Below are 16,126 nucleotides of genomic sequence, written 5' to 3'. Positions count from 1 at the left end.
TTTTCATGGCCTCTTTACTAACTACCTACATCAACATTGCCAAATGTCTCATAATCTTATCATTATCCTGATTCTCCAACTCCTGAATAATATGCAGATATGTTTCTTGAGTGGTAGTCATACTCGAATGTCCTAATCTTGTTGCCACGCTTGCAATCGAAACTCCCGCAAAAAGAAGCAGCGAGGCATGCGTATGACGCAATCCATGTATGGTAATGATTGGAATACCAGCTTCCACACACAAAGTTTTCAACCGATTATTTACTGTCGAATTAAATACTCTACTTTTAACAAAAATTGGTTTATCTGGATCGCTTTCCTTGATTAATTGCGAAAATTGCATCGCTGTCTGCCAATCGATTTGAATTTTACGCTTAGAAGAAATATTCTTAGTGGGTTGAAATTCACCGATTGTTCCTTTATAATTCCACGTTTTACTCACAGCTAATTTCTGTTTTGAAAAGTCAAAGTCATTAGGGGTTAGAGCAAGGGCTTCTGAAAATCGCAGGCCGGTTTTAGCTATCAATAAAATAAACCAGTCCCAATTGATTTCGTTAGTAAGCTTTAACTGTTTTAACATTGCTTGCACTTCATATTGATTTAAAAATTTAGGCTTCTTTTCTCGCGCTTTTCGCCCTTTAATAATAATTTTTCTAGTTGGATTTTTAGCTATCAATCCTTCATCCACCGCATCTAGGATGGATCCTTTTAATTGATGATGAAAATCCATCGTTGTCTGCTTTTCATGAGTCAATGCATAATCATTTAATAACTTTTGGTAACTTTTTCTGTCCAAATTACCAATTTTTAGTTGTGGCGCTAATTCTTCAAGACGTTGATGTGTCATATAATACTTTTGAAGCGTAACATCCCGAACGGCCCCTACTTTATACAACTCAATCCATTCTTCGAAATAAGTACAAAATAATTGCTCTGCTTTTTTCTTTCTTACCAAAATAAAAACCTCCTAATAATTTTTGATGTTTGTAACATCATTTCTATTATTGGGAAGTTTTTAATTATTGAAAAGTATTTTAAACGAATAAGTTTTTTAAGTAGCCTTTTTTTAGAGTAGTTAGTTTGTCTATTTTAGATTGTTGAAGAGCGAGGATGTTATCAAGTTGTTGGAAAAAGGTACCGATTTTTTGTTGTTCTAAAAAAGCAGGTGCTTTAACAGGTAATTTCATCAATATATTAGAAGTTAATTTTGCTCTACCACCACCAACTAAAAATGGCTCAATATTAATAGACTTAATTGCATTCATTAAAAATTTATTATCACTGACTCTGTCTATTCCTTGTATAACATGAACATGATTATTAACCCAAATTTTCTCGTTTACGTATTGGACGGGATAATTTATCAGGTCATTAGCTCCATCTTCTGCTACCAATACATACTCACCTTTATGAGTAAATCCTTCAACGTAATCTTGTATTCCATTAGCACCATAATAGGGAGTTGTCCCTGCTATTCTATCTGATGCAGTAACTGGAATTCTTAAATTATCAAAACGGTTAGTAATTTCTCCCAACGTACGCTGTTCCCAGCCACTCTCAAAACCAGCAAATCTCAATACCGGCTTCTTCTCCCCATCCCGCACAAACATCTGCTGCAAAAACCCTTGTTTCAACTGCTTTAGCAGCTCCAACTTTCGCTGATGAAGAGCGATAAGCGTATCTATTTTTTTTAAAAGCCTTCCAATTTCGTTTTGCTCTTCAAATGAAGGAATTAAAATTTGAAATGTCCTATACTCTTCGGCATTAACACCTGGTTGTCCAGAGCGTTGAGATATTACTTTAATGAACTTGTTGTATCTATCTGTTAATGTATTTTGAAATACAAATTCAGAATCAAATTCAGATTTTATACTCGCTTTGATTAGGAATCCAGCATAGTAAACTTTTCCATCGGAATATTTGTATCGATAAGTTTTACCAACACTTGCACCAGTTCTTACAAATAATATATCCCCTTCATGAAGTAGATAATCATCTGCATTTTCTAAATCAGTTTCTGGTGAAGTTACACCATCTTGAATGAACTCATGACTGCTATCATCAATATCTGTAATTCGTAGATACTTATTTTCACCATCAAAACTTGTCGCAGCTGCGTTCAAACCATAATTGAATCCATGGACCAGTTCCCCCAACTTACGCTGTTCCCAGTTGTCAATATTAAAGAATATTTTCAAAAAATCCCAAAAACAAGCAGCCCCTATTTAACTAATTTTCAACAGTTAAAACACAAAATATTACAAGAAAACTATTTATTGGCAACCTTGAACCGTATAAATACCATCCCCCAAACTTCAAATATAATACGCATATGCCCTTTACCCCAACAAAAAATACGCGCTAGGTTTACTTATAATTCGGTAACTTACGATTCAGCAACAGAAACATTTGACTCGATCCTATTTCATACTGCCACTGTGCTGCTAATTATGCGCTAATTTCGAAAAAATAGTGACGAAATGACCAAGTTTGCTCGGCAGCAAATGGATTTCATTATAAACTTTCTTACAAGGAAACTTCCTTCGCACATGATAAATATAGGAACCATGTAGGGCGGATGCCCCAAGACCTTATAAGGCATCACCATTCATTCCGATTTATTTGGAAGATGGGGAAGGTGCCAAGTAAGGTCTTTTTCCATTTGAAATGATAATGGGAGGGTTTAAAAAACTGATTTTTGCCAGAAATAACAATTCGAAAAATATCCAAAAGCCAAATATGATAAAATAGAAAATAAATACGTTCATCATTTTACAATCTTTCAACTTGAGGAGTGGAGCGTCATGTCTATCCCAAATGATTATCACGTTGACATCAAACAAATCCGCACACATATTTCGGAAGACGAACCAGGAACCAAGCTTCTTTTTGTGATCCAAGGGGAGCTACTTGCAACGGTTGCCGAGCAGACTTATCAGTTAGCAGCAGATGATATTCTGATTATTAATCGGCGCACACCATATGTAATACAAAGTGATGGTGATAATGTTGTCATTGTACTTACGATTTCTGATTCATTTTTTGCCCATTATGATGTGGATTATTTTCATTGCGTTTTTGAATGCTTTTCTAAAGAGTTAGATCATGGAAGAGAAAAAATCGTTGCATCGTTACGTAGACATTTAAGTGAAATCGTAATGATAGATATGGAGAAAAAAGCAGAACATCGGTTGGAGCTGGAGAGTGCACTCTTACAAATCTTGCTTTTACTCACACGATTCTTTAAAAGTGAATTATCGCTGAAAGAGGAAAGAAAGAATAGGGACAGCCGAATTTCCAGAATCATTCAACGTTTGCAGGATCATTATGACGAACCAATTACATTAAATGAACTTGCCAGCCGAGAATATTTGAGCAGTACCTATCTATCCCGTTATTTTAAAAAAGTGACAGGTTATGGGTTTTTGCAATATTTAACCGAAGTACGGCTGAAACATGCTTTGCAAGATCTGATTTATTCTTCCCATAGCATTACGGAAATTGCTTTTAAAAATGGTTTTTCAAGCCAAAAACATTTTCAAGAAGCGTTTTGGGCAGACGCCAACTACTTATCGTGGATCGATTGCTAATAAGAATGGGCTAGAAAAACCATCTCTTCCTGTCAAAAATCAGATGCGGGATTTGGAGCTGACGCCCTCTTTGCTAGTTCAACTAGTAGGATATTATCACGAGAGTAAGCTAGAAAAAGAAATGGATCGTGCTCTTTTGGAACAGAAAACCATTACTTTGCATCAAAAAGAAGCGCAAGAATTAGCTCATGCTATCCAAATTTTAGCGATTGGCGAATTGAAAGAAATTGTAAAAGCAATTGCGCGAGAAGAAATTACGCCTTCAACGGATAAAGCTGTATCGAATGCGCCAGAAGACAAAGTTGGTGTCGCTTCTGGTATTTACAAAATGGCTAGTTCGCTAGGCGGTTCGTTTGGGATTGCTATTTCTGCCACTGTCTATGGTGTCCTTGCAAATACTGGCAATGTCAACTTGGCAGCAATGGCAGGTCTGTTGACAAATGTAGGCTTTTGCCTCGTATCACTATTTGCAGTGGTACTGACGACACCAAAAGAGAAAAAAATCCTGAAAACGGTGGTGTAAATAAATAGTAAACTTTACGAAGAATCTTTTAAAACTAGGCTGATAAAATAAGCAGCCTAGTTTTTGTTTGTTTTTTCATAAACTATATATTTTCCAACAAATTTTTCCGAAATCCACCTTTTCACCTGCTTCCCACCACAAAAAAAGGTATAATAAAAGGGAGAACAATCAGAAAGGTTGGGATTTAAATGGTAATTATCGGACTTACAGGTTGGAGCGACCATGATACGCTGCTGAATAATCAAAAGAAACTGCATTTAGAAGATTATGCGGCTCATTTTCCGCTTGTAGAAGTAGACACGAGTTTTTACGCGATCCCCTCACCTAAAACGACCACGCAATGGGTCCGGCAGACACCGGCGGGTTTCGGATTTGTTGTAAAAGCCTTTCAAGCGATGACACTGCATAAAGAGTGGCAGGATTATTTTGATTCCGAGCAAGCCATGTATCGTGCTTTTATGGATATGATCGCCCCGATCAGTGAAGAGGGCAAGTTGAAAGCAGTCTTGTTTCAATTTCCACCATATTTTAATTGTACGAAGGAAAACATCTCTTACTTACGCTATATTGCTAAGCATATGGAAGGTTTGCCAGTCGCGATCGAGTTTCGCAATAAATCCTGGTATTCTGAGACTAATCGAGAAAAAACACTCGCATTGCTGACCGAACTGAAATTTATCCATACGGTCGTCGATGAACCGCAAGTCGGGAACGGAACGGTGCCAATCGTCTTGCAGGCGACACATCCAGAGCTGACATTAGTGCGACTCCATGGGCGAAACCAATTTGGCTGGCTCAAAGGTAACAGCGAGAATTGGCGGGAAGTACGCACGCTCTATCGCTATAATGAAGAAGAAATCGAAGAGTGGAAAAAATACATCCAGCATTTAGAAAAATCGTCGAAAGAGATCGTGGTGATCTTTAATAATAACAGCGGCGGAGATGCTGCCGATAATGCCAAGCAATTGGAAAAAGCGCTTCAAGTACAATACGATACACTTGCACCGCGGCAGATGAATCTGTTTGACTAACAAAAAAGGAGACGAAGTATGACACAATTAAATGATTATTTAGCTATCCAGGCGGGAAACTTCGAAAAAACACCTTCGACATTTGTCTTTACGCCTAAGCAAGCGATGACACTAAAAGAAATCCAAAAGCGCTTTAAACTATATCCGCTTTTTTCCAAAGTTCGCTTTGAAACAAATCCGGTAATGCCTGAAACCAGTATGTATATCGATTTCCAGTTTAAGCAGGAGGAGTATCGATACTATTTGGAGCTATTGGAGCGGCAGGAAGAGGAAGAATTTTTGGAAAGCTATTTTCGGATGGAACCGATCATGGAAGAAACGCTCGCTGCGGTAAGGCAGGCGAAGCAGGATATTTATTTGGAAACACTTTTTCAAGCAGACAGCATGCTTAGTTACGCTGTCCAGCTGCACGCGACTTATTGTATCGCACCGGATCTGCTTATCTGCCGTGACCTTTCCGCTGGGAACAAGCTTTTCGGCAAAGATTGGCTAGGATTCCAAACGGAGACTGATATCATGCCGGATGTGGAAAGTTTGTATATCATTCATTCGGTTTATGATAATGAGAGTGCAGAACCGCAGTCGTTCTGGTTCCACACGCACGGACTTAATCGTTTAGGCTTTGCTGAAGTGGAGATCATCATCCCGAATCCGCTGGAAAGTTTTTATGGGATCTCCGACTTGATTCGTACTTATGTCAATAACTGTATCGAAAATGAGCAGTTTGTGATGCTGGAGCCGGCGCCTATGGTCCAGACCCCGGAAAGATTGGAGTATGTGCTTGCCGTTCCTTGGGAAGTAGGCTTGGAATATGTGAAACAGCCGCCGCTGATCGAATCTATTCCGGATCTTGAAGAATTAGCGTTTCCCAGTAGCTTACCGCAAGGAGAATTTTTAGGCGATCTAGCAGACCGCGACGAGCACCACGCTGGTCCTTCTGTTCTGCTCTTCCGCGCGATCGAGACAGAACCTCAGCTACAGACATTTTTCCAAAGCTTTAATGAGCAACAATCGCTCATGTTTTTGAAAACTAGAAAAGAAACGCTGACAATGGCGGATAAAGCTAGAAATAGACTACCGTATTTCCGAAATATCTTTGAAGCAGAAACGAAACCGGCGAAAAAAAGGTTTTTTGGCCGTAATAAAGTACAGGCTGATCCTGATTATCGCTTTTTAATGAAATTCGGCATTCCTTTTGGAGAAGGAGAGGACGATAAGGAACATATCTGGTTTGAACCGCTTGAACTTTATAAAGATAAAATAAAAGGCAAGCTGATCAATGAGCCATTTTATCTCCGTGATATGCAAAAAGACGGCATTTATGAAGTGCCGCTCGAGCAATTGACGGACTGGCAGGTTTCCTCGGAAACAAGTTTTTACGACCCGAATAATGTGTATCAATTTTTCTTGCCGTACACAAATAGCTGACTGCGAGGAAAGGGAGGATCTGAATGAAAAAATTAACACTATGGCATACGAATGACATCCATAGTCACTTTGAAAATTGGCCGCAGATCATTGCTTTTTTACAAGCAAAGAGAGAACAGGCAGATTCTTCTGGAGAAGCCGCACTATTCTTTGATATCGGTGACTTTCTAGATCGCGTCCACCCGCTGACGGAAGGAACGAATGGAAAGGCAAATGTAGCGATGCTGAACGAGCTACCTTATGATGCCGTCACGATCGGAAACAATGAAGGGACGACGTTGGCACATGAACAGGTAGAAGAACTCTATGAGGATGCCATATTTCCTGTTGTCTGCTGTAATCTATATGAAGATCTCGATTATCAAATCAGACCAGATTGGGCGGCGCCTTTCGTTTATAAAAAAATCGATGATCATAAAGTTGCGATCCTCGGCGCAACAGCGCCATTTCGCGAGTTTTATGAAACATTAGGTTGGGGAATCGAAGAGCCGATTCCAGCTATCCAAAAAGTCTTAGCGATGCTAGATAAAGACACGGACACGATCATTCTGCTTTCACATCTGGGTTTACAGGCAGATGAACGGATCGCAGAGGTACTGCCAGAAATCGATATCATCATCGGTAGCCATACGCATCATTTACTCGAAACTGGTAAAATGGTAGGAAACACACTGCTTGCTGCCGCTGGGAAATGGGGACAGTATGTGGGCGAGATCACGATCACTTTCCATGATGATAAAACTATCGCAGCAAAAACGGCGATCACTTATCCGACCACCTCACTTCCCGATGTTGCTGGAAAAGAAGCAATGATCGCGCAATATTTTGAAGAAGGAAAAGCAGAATTATCTGCTGAAGTAGTCCACCTCCCAGAAGCTCTTTATCATGATTGGTACCAGACTTCAAAAATAGCGGATATAATGGCGGAAGCTGTGATAGAATGGACAGGGGCAGAAACATTTCTAAACAATGCCGGTATCTTTATGAAAGATTGGCAGCCGGGAACCATTACAGAATTCGACATCCATCAAATGTTGCCGCACCCGCTCAATGCGATCGTGGTGACGATGACAGGCGTGGAACTGGCCGTGCTGATCCAATCGATTGCAGAAAAAGAAGCAGAATTAGTCCAATTGCCGCTAAGAGGTTTTGGCTTCCGCGGCGAATTTTTTGGAAAGATCCTGATGCCCGGAGCGAGCTTCGATGCCGAAAACCAAGTGGCGCTATTTAATGGTGAATCGATCGATTCGCAAAAAGAATACCGGATCGCCACACATGATACATTTGTATTCGCACCATTTTTCCCGATCATCAAACGGGTATCTAAAAAAGAAGTGTATACACCGGAGCTTTTGCGTGATATTTTAAAATGGAAGCTAAAGGCTATTTACGGATAGAAGAGGAGGGAAGCCCGATGATCACCATCCAAAATATCAATTACGAATTGATAACGAACTATCGGGAAGCATTCGATCAGGAAAAGTTAGAAGAACGCTTCAGTGATATTCTCGGAAGATATGATTATATTGTCGGCGACTGGGGTTATGATCAGCTCAGACTGAAAGGCTTTTTTGAAGACAACAACCGGAAAGCCGCCTATGATAATAAAATCGGCACGCTGAAAGAATATATTTATGAATACTGTAATTTTGGCTGTGCTTATTTCGTTTTGAAAAAAATAAAAGGCAAATGAGGTTTGTAAAGTGATCACAAAAACATATGGTGCATATTTGATTGATTTAGACGGAACCATGTACCGAGGTTCAGAAAAAATCCCGGAAGCACCGCTCTTTGTAAAAGAACTGTTGGCTCGAAACATTCCACATTTATTTGTGACGAATAATTCGACCAAAACACCAGAACAAGTCGCTGCGACATTGAATAGCATGGATATCCCGGCAAAACCGGAAAATATTTTCACTTCTTCTTTGGCGACTGCACAATATATGACACAACTGAATCAAGGAAAAACAGCCTATGTCATCGGTGAGGCCGGCTTAAAAGAAGCACTCCAACTGGCAGGTTTTGAAGAGAAAGCCGTGGATCCTGATTTTGTGGTCGTAGGAATGGACCGGGAAGTAAATTATGAAAAATTAGCCACAGCAGCACTTGCGATCCGCGGCGGGGCTACCTTTATTTCTACAAACCGCGACCGAGCGATCCCTACTGAAAAAGGTCTCATGCCCGGTAATGGAGCGATCACGGGCGCGATCAGTTTGACCACTGGCGTAGAGCCGACGTTTATCGGTAAACCCGAAGCTATCATTGTAGAGCAGGCCTTGGAGCGCCTCGGAATCGGAAAAGAACAGGCGATCATGGTCGGCGATAATTATGAAACGGATATTTCCGCCGGCATTCAGTACGGTATGGATACAGTGATCGTGCATACCGGCTTTACTTCACCAGAAGAACTACGGGAAAAGCCACAGCAGCCTACATACGCCATTGCTGATTTATCGGAGTGGCAGTTTTGAGCAGGACTAATTTTTAGGGAGGTATCATGATGGAAATCAAAATCGTCGACTATGATCCGAATTGGATCACTTCGTTTTCTAGTGAGGCCGGAGCTATCCATGAAATCGTCAAAGATAATGAAATAGCTATCCTGCATATAGGAAGTACCTCCGTTCCAGGACTTGCAGCTAAGCCGATCATTGATATCTTACTAATTGTAGAAGCAATCAGCAAGCTGGATGATGCGGAAAAAGATTTGGAACGCTTAGGTTATGAAGCGCTTGGGGAAAATGGACTTCCAGGTCGCCGCTATTTCCGAAAAGGGAAAAGGAAGCGGACATACCATATCCATGCGTATCAATTTGACAATATCAGCGAGATCCAGCGGCATATCGCCTTTCGTAATTATTTACGAGCGCATAGAAACATCGCTGAGGAGTATGCGGAGCTGAAACGAAGTATAGCGAAGCGGTATCCAGCGAATATCGGCAAGTACTCGCTTGCGAAAGATCCATTTATTAAAGCACATGAAGCCAAAGCTTTGCAATATATTTGGTCAAAAGAAGCAGAATAAAAAGAGCTTATGACATCAATCAGACCTTTGTTTAGAATAAAAGATAACGGCAAAAAAGAATCGCTTAAAGTAGCCATTTCTAAAAATGGATTTTAAGCGATTCTTTCGTTATTTCGACTTACGTCCCAGCCTCTTTTTTTAACCGCAAGATCCTAGCAATATTCTCGCTGACACGTTCTAAACTTACACCAGTCTGCTGCATCGCCGTTTCTAAATCTATCACGCCAGGCTGAATACTAAAAGCACTCGTAAATCCCTCTTGATACAAGGCGGCATTTTCAGCAGTAATACTTCCGGCTAGTGCAATCACAGGGACATGATAATGGGCAGCAAGTTTGGCAACGGCAACGGGTACTTTCCCGGCTTTGCTTTGGTCATCGAGCTTTCCTTCGCCAGTCAAACAGAGATCGGCCTGCTGCATTTTCTCTGCTAGATCAGTATATGTCATAACGATTTCTGCGCCGTTTTCAATTGTGGCGTTGGTAAAAGCCGCCAGTCCTGCCGCCAACCCACCAGCAGCACCTGCTCCTTTTAGGGACAAAACATCTTTACCCAAGGTTTGCCCGATCAGCTCGCCATAATGATGAAGCGCATTATCCAATGCTTGCACAAGTTTCTTATCTGCGCCTTTTTGCGGTCCGAAAACAACACTTGCACCATTGGCTCCGCAAAGGGGATTATCGACATCCGTAGCAATGATAAATGTTGTTTCAGCGACGCGCGGATCTAACTTTGATACGTCAATCTTAGCCAATTGCATCAGTGGGGGAACACCGCTTGGGAGAAGCTGGCCGTTTCTATCTAAAAAACGAACACCAAGCGCTTCGGCCATGCCTCTGCCGCCATCATTTGTAGCACTTCCACCGACGCCGATCAAGATCGTTCGCATGCCGTCAGCCAAACATTGTTTGATCAGCTGGCCTGTTCCATAAGTAGAAGTAATGGCGGGATCTCTTTCTGGCAACTTCAAAAGTCCTAATCCACTGGCAGCGGCCATTTCGATGATACCGGTCTTACTAGCTTCAATAATGCCGTAATGCGCTAGTATCGACCGACCGAGCGGGTCGCACACTTCCAGCTGCTTTTTGACTCCGCCTGCTGCTATAATAACTGCATCCAAAGTTCCTTCCCCGCCATCCGCTATGGGGGAGAGAATAAAGGTGGCTTCTGGATATACTTTTTGAATGCCGCGCTGGATCGCTAGGCAAACTTCTTGGGCAGATAAACTTTCTTTGAAAGAATCTGGCGCGATCAAAATAGTAGGACTTTCTTTCATGAGAACAGCTCCCTCTACTGGACGATATCATCGTGATAACTATGTGCAAGTCTACTTGCTGCAGCTGCAGCGATCGCTCCGACAATGTCATCAAGGAAGGTATGCACATCCGTACCGTTATGTTCATTTAATTTAGCTAAAATACCAGGTTTGACTTTATCGATATAGCCATAATTAGTGAAACCGATCGAGCCATAAACATTGACGATCGAAAATGCCAAGATCTCATCAATACCATAAAGACCTTCATCTGAATCAATAATACTTTGTAGCGGTTCAACGAGTTGCTTTTGTTCCGCTAAGACATCTAACTGGATACCAGTCAAAATCGCATTTTGAACTTCACGCTTGCGAAGAACACGCTCTACATTTTGGCGACAGATCTCAATATCCAAAGTAGGATGATATTTTTTTTGTAAATATAAAACAAGCTCTGCGATGTCGTCGATCGTGACGCCGCGTTCTTCCAGCCAACTTCTAGCTTTTGCTTCTAAGACACTTTGTTTTTCAACCATTGTGATCACCTCATCATCAAAATGAAAAAGCATTCTAAAAAGGGATAGCGGATTATTCCTTTTTAGAACACTTCAATTATTCTATGTTTAATATACTTGAACGACTTCTTTAAAGCCGATCAACTTATCTGCAAGTGTTGTTTCCAGTCCTATTTTTAGCGTGATCTCTGAACTTGCGCAAGACTCGCATGCCCCTAAAAGTTTGATTTTGACAATACCGTCTTTCGTAACATCGATCAATTCATAGTCGCCGCCATCTCGTGCGAGATAGGGGCGGAACTTTTGAAGCGCTCGCTCGACCGCTTCGTAGCTGATTTCTTCCATCATAATAGAAACAGCCTCCTTTGAATGCTTATATTCCTATTATAACAGGTTGTTGCCAAAAGAAAACCATTAATATCTGAAGCCGATTTTTAGATAAAAAAGACGCGTTCCTAAGGCTCAAAAAGGAACGCGGTTCTACTAAAAAAGTAGATAAAAGCTGCAGGTATAAGTGCCTGCAAACAAAAGGGAGTGTTGCTAGATCCAAATCATTTGACTTAAGATAGCAACTGCATTTCAACACTTGGTCGCATTAAAGCGTCATAGATGTTGGGACAATTATAATATAAGACAGAATTATCTGTCAACCATTATCTAAACAAGATAGTCGCAATTGCCTGTAAGATTCGTTACAATATGGATAGAAAGGTGGGAAATAAAATGACAGAAGCAGTGACTATTTATGTATATGGTTCTTCCATCCCGTGTGCTAGCTGTGTAGGTGCTCCGTCCTCTAAAGAAACGGAAGAGTGGCTGCGGGCAGCAATCAGAAGGAAGTTTCCGGAACAATCATTCCGCGTGACGTATGTCGATATTTTTGACCCGCCAAACCAGCAGGAGACCCGGCAGCTCGCAGAAAAAATCGTGGAAGAAGACTATATCTACCCAGTTATCGTTGTGGATAATGAAGTGGTGGCCGAGGGAAATCCGCGGCTGAAGGATATCTATGCGATCATGCTGGATAGAGGATATATAGCGCAACCATCTTAAAGGAGAGGGCAGAAATGAACCCGATTGTCGAATTTTGTGTGAACAACCTGGCACAAGGATCACAAGCAGTTTATGATAAGTTGGAGAATGATCCGAATCTAGATGTCGATGTCATCGAATATGATTGTCTGACTTACTGCGATCTATGTGCAACCAGCCTGTTTGCATTAGTGGATGGAGAAGTCGTTAGAGGGAGCAATGCCGAAGAACTTGCTGCCAATATCTATCGCTTTTTGGAAGAAAATCCCATATAAAAAATGGACCAAGTTAAATAGACTTGGTCTTTTTCCATAGTTTGTTGAGAAACTCATTATCAAGCTTTATTAAATAAAAAAGTTTACTTATTCTGCGATAATTTTTTTAGTAAGTTTATTATTTTCATAAACTGCCCACTCATTATTATGTTTCCTTTTGCTATGAGGAACTAGTTTAAATTGTATATCTGTGTTAGCTGGAAATTTATAATAGTGATAAACATTTTTCGCGAAAGGATTATCATCTACATTCGCTTTCATATTTTCAGTATTAAGAGCAATAGAAATATGCTCTCCTTTAAATGCTCTGACAAGAATTATTTCACGATCAAGATCGACTTTAACTTTGATTTTATCATTTTTATCGCTTTTAATTAAAAAGTTATATAGTTCCAATTTTGTAGCATTTTCATCGCCGAATTCAAAAGAAACAATAGAATTTTGCTTATTTCCAGTGTACACTACATCATTTTCTGTTTTCATTGTAATATTGTTTAATTCGTCAGCTCCCTTTATATGAAGAGAATTCATATCCCCAACAATATTAAAATTGTGCGGTAATTTTCTACTTATATGTAATGGATAGGACTTTATAGTTAAAGCTTCAAATTGTTTGCTTTTAAAATAAAATATCCCTGCAATAATTAAAATCACTAAGCTAACTAACAATGAAATTGAAATAATTATTTTTTTTGTTTTATACGTCATGATAGCCTCCTATAAATTGTTTGACAATTCCCATAAATCAATTATATACTGAAAGTGCAACAAAATACAAATGAGAGAAGGCATAAAATGAAAAAAGCATTATACATCTTAGGGTTGTTGTTGATTGTAGGGACATTTGTAAGCGTTTTAGGAAGTACTGCTTCTGCCCATTCTTCTGAAAACGGTGAGTATGATGAAGTTTTAAACTCAATAGTTAGTGAAGAAGAGAGTATACAGATTATCGATACTTCAAAACCAGTTATCACACCTCGGTTTATACCTTGTGGAATGGGTGGAAAGCACATGATGAAGGGTAACGGTATTGGGTATGTATGGAATAAAGATACAAAAAAATATTTACTCGAAAGAGGGCAGTCGTATAGATGCTCCAAATGTGGATTAGTCGTAGTTAGCCAAAATAATGTATTCGCTGGGGCCAAATCTTTAGGAAAATACTATACAGGCGCTGGTGCGGCATCGAATATCACAGCTATTATAGTTAAAGGTAAAAAAACTAAGCTACATAAAAATACGAGCTTGGCAAGAGATCCATTTACACAAGGGATGAGTTTTCATCGATAAGTGAGCATTGAGAAATTTGAATATTAAAAAAATTTAATGTTGAAATAGAGACAATGAAATTTACTAGCAAAATGAAGTTCAAATAATCCATTTGTTGTTATCTTGATTGGTATTCTAGGTAATTTTCACTCTAGAATACCAATCAATTATCTCCAGTTGACTTTGTCCATTCCATAGGCGCTTTCGCTGAAAAGCAAGGCGCTTTTTTAATTCCAAAAATCCTCGATCTTAGTAGATCCGTTTTCAATGGTATAGATTTTCTGATAAGCTTTTTCGACTGGAAGAACTTCTGTGACGAAAGCCGCAACATCCGCGCGTGAGATTTTTTCGGTAGGCGCGTTATTAACGACTTCACCGACTTTCCCAGTAGGCTCATCATTTGTGAGAGCAACGGGACGGACGATGGTGTAATCCAGACCGCTTTCGATCAATGCGTCATCTGCCCGGCCTTTTGCTGCTAGATAATGAGCAAGCGAATCAGGTCCTTTATCAGGTTCACCGGCGAAAATCGTACTGATCAGTACAAAGCGTTTCACACCTTTTTGCTTGGCAGTCTCGATCGCGCGGATCGCTCCTTGTTCGTCGACGGCAGTTGTTTTTTCAGGACCACCGCTTCCGCCAGAACCAGCCGCGAAGACAACTGCATCGATTTCGTCATAAGCGTAGCTGAAATCTTTTTCAAGATCTGCGATAACGGGTTTTCCTCCAAGTTTGGAAAGCGTATCACCTTGTTCTGCTTTACGCACCATTGCCCGTACAAAATAACCTTTTTCCAAGGCTAACTTTTCCACGATTTGCTTGCCGATCTGGCCATTTGATCCGATAACTAAAACATTCACTCTATCGCCTCCAAAATTTCTATAGTTATTATTTCCCGGTCTTGCCAAAATAAAACAAGGGGCCACGCCTAATTAGACGTGGCCCCTTGTAGAATCACTTGTCTTGATCGAACAATGAGCTAGAGTGCATTGGTTGCACGCGGGCTTTAGGATCAATAAAGTGCATCGCGTTATTAACAGCAGTTGGTGCTTCACCAAAACCAGTGGCAATCAACTTTACTTTGCCGTCATACGTACAAATATCACCCGCACTGTAGATGCCGGGAATGTTCGTTTCCATTTTGGAATTGACGACGATCGAATTTCGTTCGAGATCCAAACCGAAATCTTTGATCGGTCCCAGCGAGGAAACAAAGCCATAATTGATAATAAAATCATCGACCTCTAAAAGTTCTTTTTTGTCACCCTTCACTTCATCTAAAGCAATTGCGGACAAACCACTTTCATCGCCTACGATGCTAGTAGGGATGAAAGGTGTCATGATCTTGACATTACTCTTTTCCAAATTGGAGACGCTATGTTCATGTGCGCGGAAAGCATTGCGACGATGGATGATCGATACTTCGGCAGCGATCGGTTCCAACATCAGCGCCCAGTCGACAGCGGAATCACCGCCACCGCAGACAGCCACCCGGCGCCCTGAAAAGCGGCTCAAGTCGTTGATGAAGTAGTGGAGGTTTTTCCCTTCGTATTGTTTAGCTTCTTCCAACTCCAAACGGCGCGGTTGAAAAGCGCCATTACCAGCAGTGATGATGATCGACTTGCTGTAATGGATATCTGTTTCCGTTGTGATCTCAAAAGTGCCATCCGCCTGCTTTTCCACGGCTTGTACTGCTTCACCGAGACAAACGGTTGGATCGAATGGTTGCATTTGTTCGGTTAAATTATTGACGAGTTCCTGCGCGCGAACAGCGGGGAAACCGGGGATGTCATAAATATATTTTTCTGGATATAGTGTCGAAAGCTGACCGCCTAATTGAGGAAGGCTTTCGATTATTTTCACACTGGCTTTACGCATTCCTGCATAAAAAGCGGCAAAAAGACCAACTGGGCCTCCGCCGATAATGGTGATATCATAAATTTTGGTAGTGTCGTCCAAAAGAATTCCTCCTTATTATAGGTACAATACAGCTATTTTAGCATAAAATCAGTTAAAAAGAACAGCTTTTCTTACGGAAGCGGATACTTATAAAAAGATAAAAAAAGTAAGTTTATCTTCTTGAAAATGCTTGTGAAAAAGTCTATGATAGAATAGTGAGTTGACATTTTCACTTAGTAATAGATGTTTAGCGCAATCTATCTAGAAGTGAGAAATATTTG

The 16,126-nt window shown here is 40.5% G+C and carries 18 protein-coding genes and 1 pseudogene; 11 read left to right on the top strand and 8 right to left on the bottom strand.

Going from position 1 to position 16,126, the window contains the following annotated elements; genetic code table 11:
- Positions 1-25: 25 nt before the first annotated feature.
- Positions 26-955 (bottom strand): site-specific integrase, encoded by a 930-nt coding sequence (locus EL241_RS11520; RefSeq protein ID WP_036108175.1) that lies wholly within the window; start codon positions 953-955, stop codon positions 26-28.
- Positions 956-1,034: 79 nt separating this feature from the next.
- Positions 1,035-2,198 carry a restriction endonuclease subunit S gene (locus EL241_RS11515; RefSeq protein WP_126320605.1) on the bottom strand — a complete coding sequence of 388 codons (1,164 nt, stop codon included), beginning with the start codon at positions 2,196-2,198 and terminating at the stop codon, positions 1,035-1,037.
- Positions 2,199-2,804: 606 nt separating this feature from the next.
- Between EL241_RS11515 and EL241_RS11510 the strand changes: the two genes are divergently transcribed.
- From EL241_RS11510 to EL241_RS11475, 8 genes and pseudogenes are all read left to right on the top strand, one after another.
- Positions 2,805-3,590, top strand: coding sequence for an AraC family transcriptional regulator (locus EL241_RS11510; protein ID WP_126320604.1), 786 nt, complete (start codon positions 2,805-2,807; stop codon positions 3,588-3,590).
- Positions 3,591-3,846: 256 nt separating this feature from the next.
- Positions 3,847-4,113: pseudogene (locus EL241_RS11505) on the top strand (MFS transporter); the annotation flags it as partial.
- 188 nt (positions 4,114-4,301) lie between these two features.
- A complete protein-coding gene (locus EL241_RS11500) occupies positions 4,302-5,144 on the top strand; it encodes a DUF72 domain-containing protein (protein ID WP_036108178.1) in 843 nt (280 codons plus the stop codon).
- 18 nt (positions 5,145-5,162) lie between these two features.
- Positions 5,163-6,572 carry a DUF4026 domain-containing protein gene (locus EL241_RS11495; protein ID WP_126320603.1) on the top strand — a complete coding sequence of 470 codons (1,410 nt, stop codon included), beginning with the start codon at positions 5,163-5,165 and terminating at the stop codon, positions 6,570-6,572.
- Positions 6,573-6,595: 23 nt separating this feature from the next.
- Positions 6,596-7,969 carry a bifunctional metallophosphatase/5'-nucleotidase gene (locus EL241_RS11490; protein ID WP_036108182.1) on the top strand — a complete coding sequence of 458 codons (1,374 nt, stop codon included), beginning with the start codon at positions 6,596-6,598 and terminating at the stop codon, positions 7,967-7,969.
- A 17-nt stretch (positions 7,970-7,986) separates the two neighbouring features.
- Entirely contained in the window at positions 7,987-8,265 is a 279-nt protein-coding gene (locus EL241_RS11485; RefSeq protein WP_036108185.1) for a YutD family protein, read from the top strand.
- A gap of 10 nt (positions 8,266-8,275) precedes the next feature.
- Complete coding sequence (locus tag EL241_RS11480) at positions 8,276-9,046, top strand: TIGR01457 family HAD-type hydrolase (RefSeq protein WP_036108188.1); 771 nt, start codon at positions 8,276-8,278, stop codon at positions 9,044-9,046.
- A gap of 26 nt (positions 9,047-9,072) precedes the next feature.
- Positions 9,073-9,600: a GrpB family protein gene (locus EL241_RS11475; RefSeq protein ID WP_232020831.1), complete on the top strand. Its 528-nt coding sequence runs from the start codon at positions 9,073-9,075 to the stop codon at positions 9,598-9,600.
- A 118-nt stretch (positions 9,601-9,718) separates the two neighbouring features.
- Here EL241_RS11475 and EL241_RS11470 read toward each other — a convergent pair whose 3' ends face one another.
- The 3 genes from EL241_RS11470 to EL241_RS11460 all read right to left on the bottom strand — a co-directional run bounded on the left by EL241_RS11470 (position 9,719) and on the right by EL241_RS11460 (position 11,715).
- Entirely contained in the window at positions 9,719-10,876 is a 1,158-nt protein-coding gene (locus tag EL241_RS11470; RefSeq protein WP_126320602.1) for a glycerate kinase, read from the bottom strand.
- Between the two features lie 14 nt (positions 10,877-10,890).
- On the bottom strand, positions 10,891-11,391 hold the full coding sequence (locus EL241_RS11465) for a phosphatidylglycerophosphatase A family protein (RefSeq protein WP_036108194.1): 501 nt from the start codon (positions 11,389-11,391) through the stop codon (positions 10,891-10,893).
- Between the two features lie 87 nt (positions 11,392-11,478).
- Positions 11,479-11,715 (bottom strand): iron-sulfur cluster biogenesis protein NfuA, encoded by a 237-nt coding sequence (locus EL241_RS11460; protein ID WP_036108239.1) that lies wholly within the window; start codon positions 11,713-11,715, stop codon positions 11,479-11,481.
- 378 nt (positions 11,716-12,093) lie between these two features.
- Here EL241_RS11460 and EL241_RS11455 point away from each other — a divergent pair, with 378 nt between their 5' ends.
- Positions 12,094-12,423: a YuzD family protein gene (locus EL241_RS11455; protein ID WP_036108197.1), complete on the top strand. Its 330-nt coding sequence runs from the start codon at positions 12,094-12,096 to the stop codon at positions 12,421-12,423.
- Positions 12,424-12,437: 14 nt separating this feature from the next.
- A complete protein-coding gene (locus EL241_RS11450) occupies positions 12,438-12,677 on the top strand; it encodes a YuzB family protein (protein ID WP_036108198.1) in 240 nt (79 codons plus the stop codon).
- 87 nt (positions 12,678-12,764) lie between these two features.
- On the opposite strand, the gene EL241_RS11445 is transcribed toward EL241_RS11450, so the two are convergent.
- Positions 12,765-13,385 carry a hypothetical protein gene (locus tag EL241_RS11445; RefSeq protein WP_036108200.1) on the bottom strand — a complete coding sequence of 207 codons (621 nt, stop codon included), beginning with the start codon at positions 13,383-13,385 and terminating at the stop codon, positions 12,765-12,767.
- An 87-nt stretch (positions 13,386-13,472) separates the two neighbouring features.
- On the opposite strand from EL241_RS11445, the gene EL241_RS11440 reads away from it, so the two are divergent.
- Positions 13,473-13,967, top strand: a complete 495-nt coding sequence (locus EL241_RS11440; protein WP_036108202.1) for a hypothetical protein — start codon at positions 13,473-13,475, stop codon at positions 13,965-13,967.
- Positions 13,968-14,173: 206 nt separating this feature from the next.
- Here the strand turns inward: EL241_RS11440 and EL241_RS11435 are convergent, their stop codons facing one another.
- Together EL241_RS11435 and EL241_RS11430 are read right to left on the bottom strand one after the other, a co-directional pair.
- Positions 14,174-14,806: an SDR family oxidoreductase gene (locus EL241_RS11435; RefSeq protein WP_036108203.1), complete on the bottom strand. Its 633-nt coding sequence runs from the start codon at positions 14,804-14,806 to the stop codon at positions 14,174-14,176.
- 94 nt (positions 14,807-14,900) lie between these two features.
- Positions 14,901-15,905: an NAD(P)/FAD-dependent oxidoreductase gene (locus EL241_RS11430; protein ID WP_003759170.1), complete on the bottom strand. Its 1,005-nt coding sequence runs from the start codon at positions 15,903-15,905 to the stop codon at positions 14,901-14,903.
- Positions 15,906-16,126: the final 221 nt, after the last annotated feature.

It is taken from the genome of Listeria grayi, assembly GCF_900638015.1.
Taxonomy (GTDB): domain Bacteria; phylum Bacillota; class Bacilli; order Lactobacillales; family Listeriaceae; genus Listeria; species Listeria grayi.
This window is presented reverse-complemented; position numbering and strand designations above follow the sequence as displayed.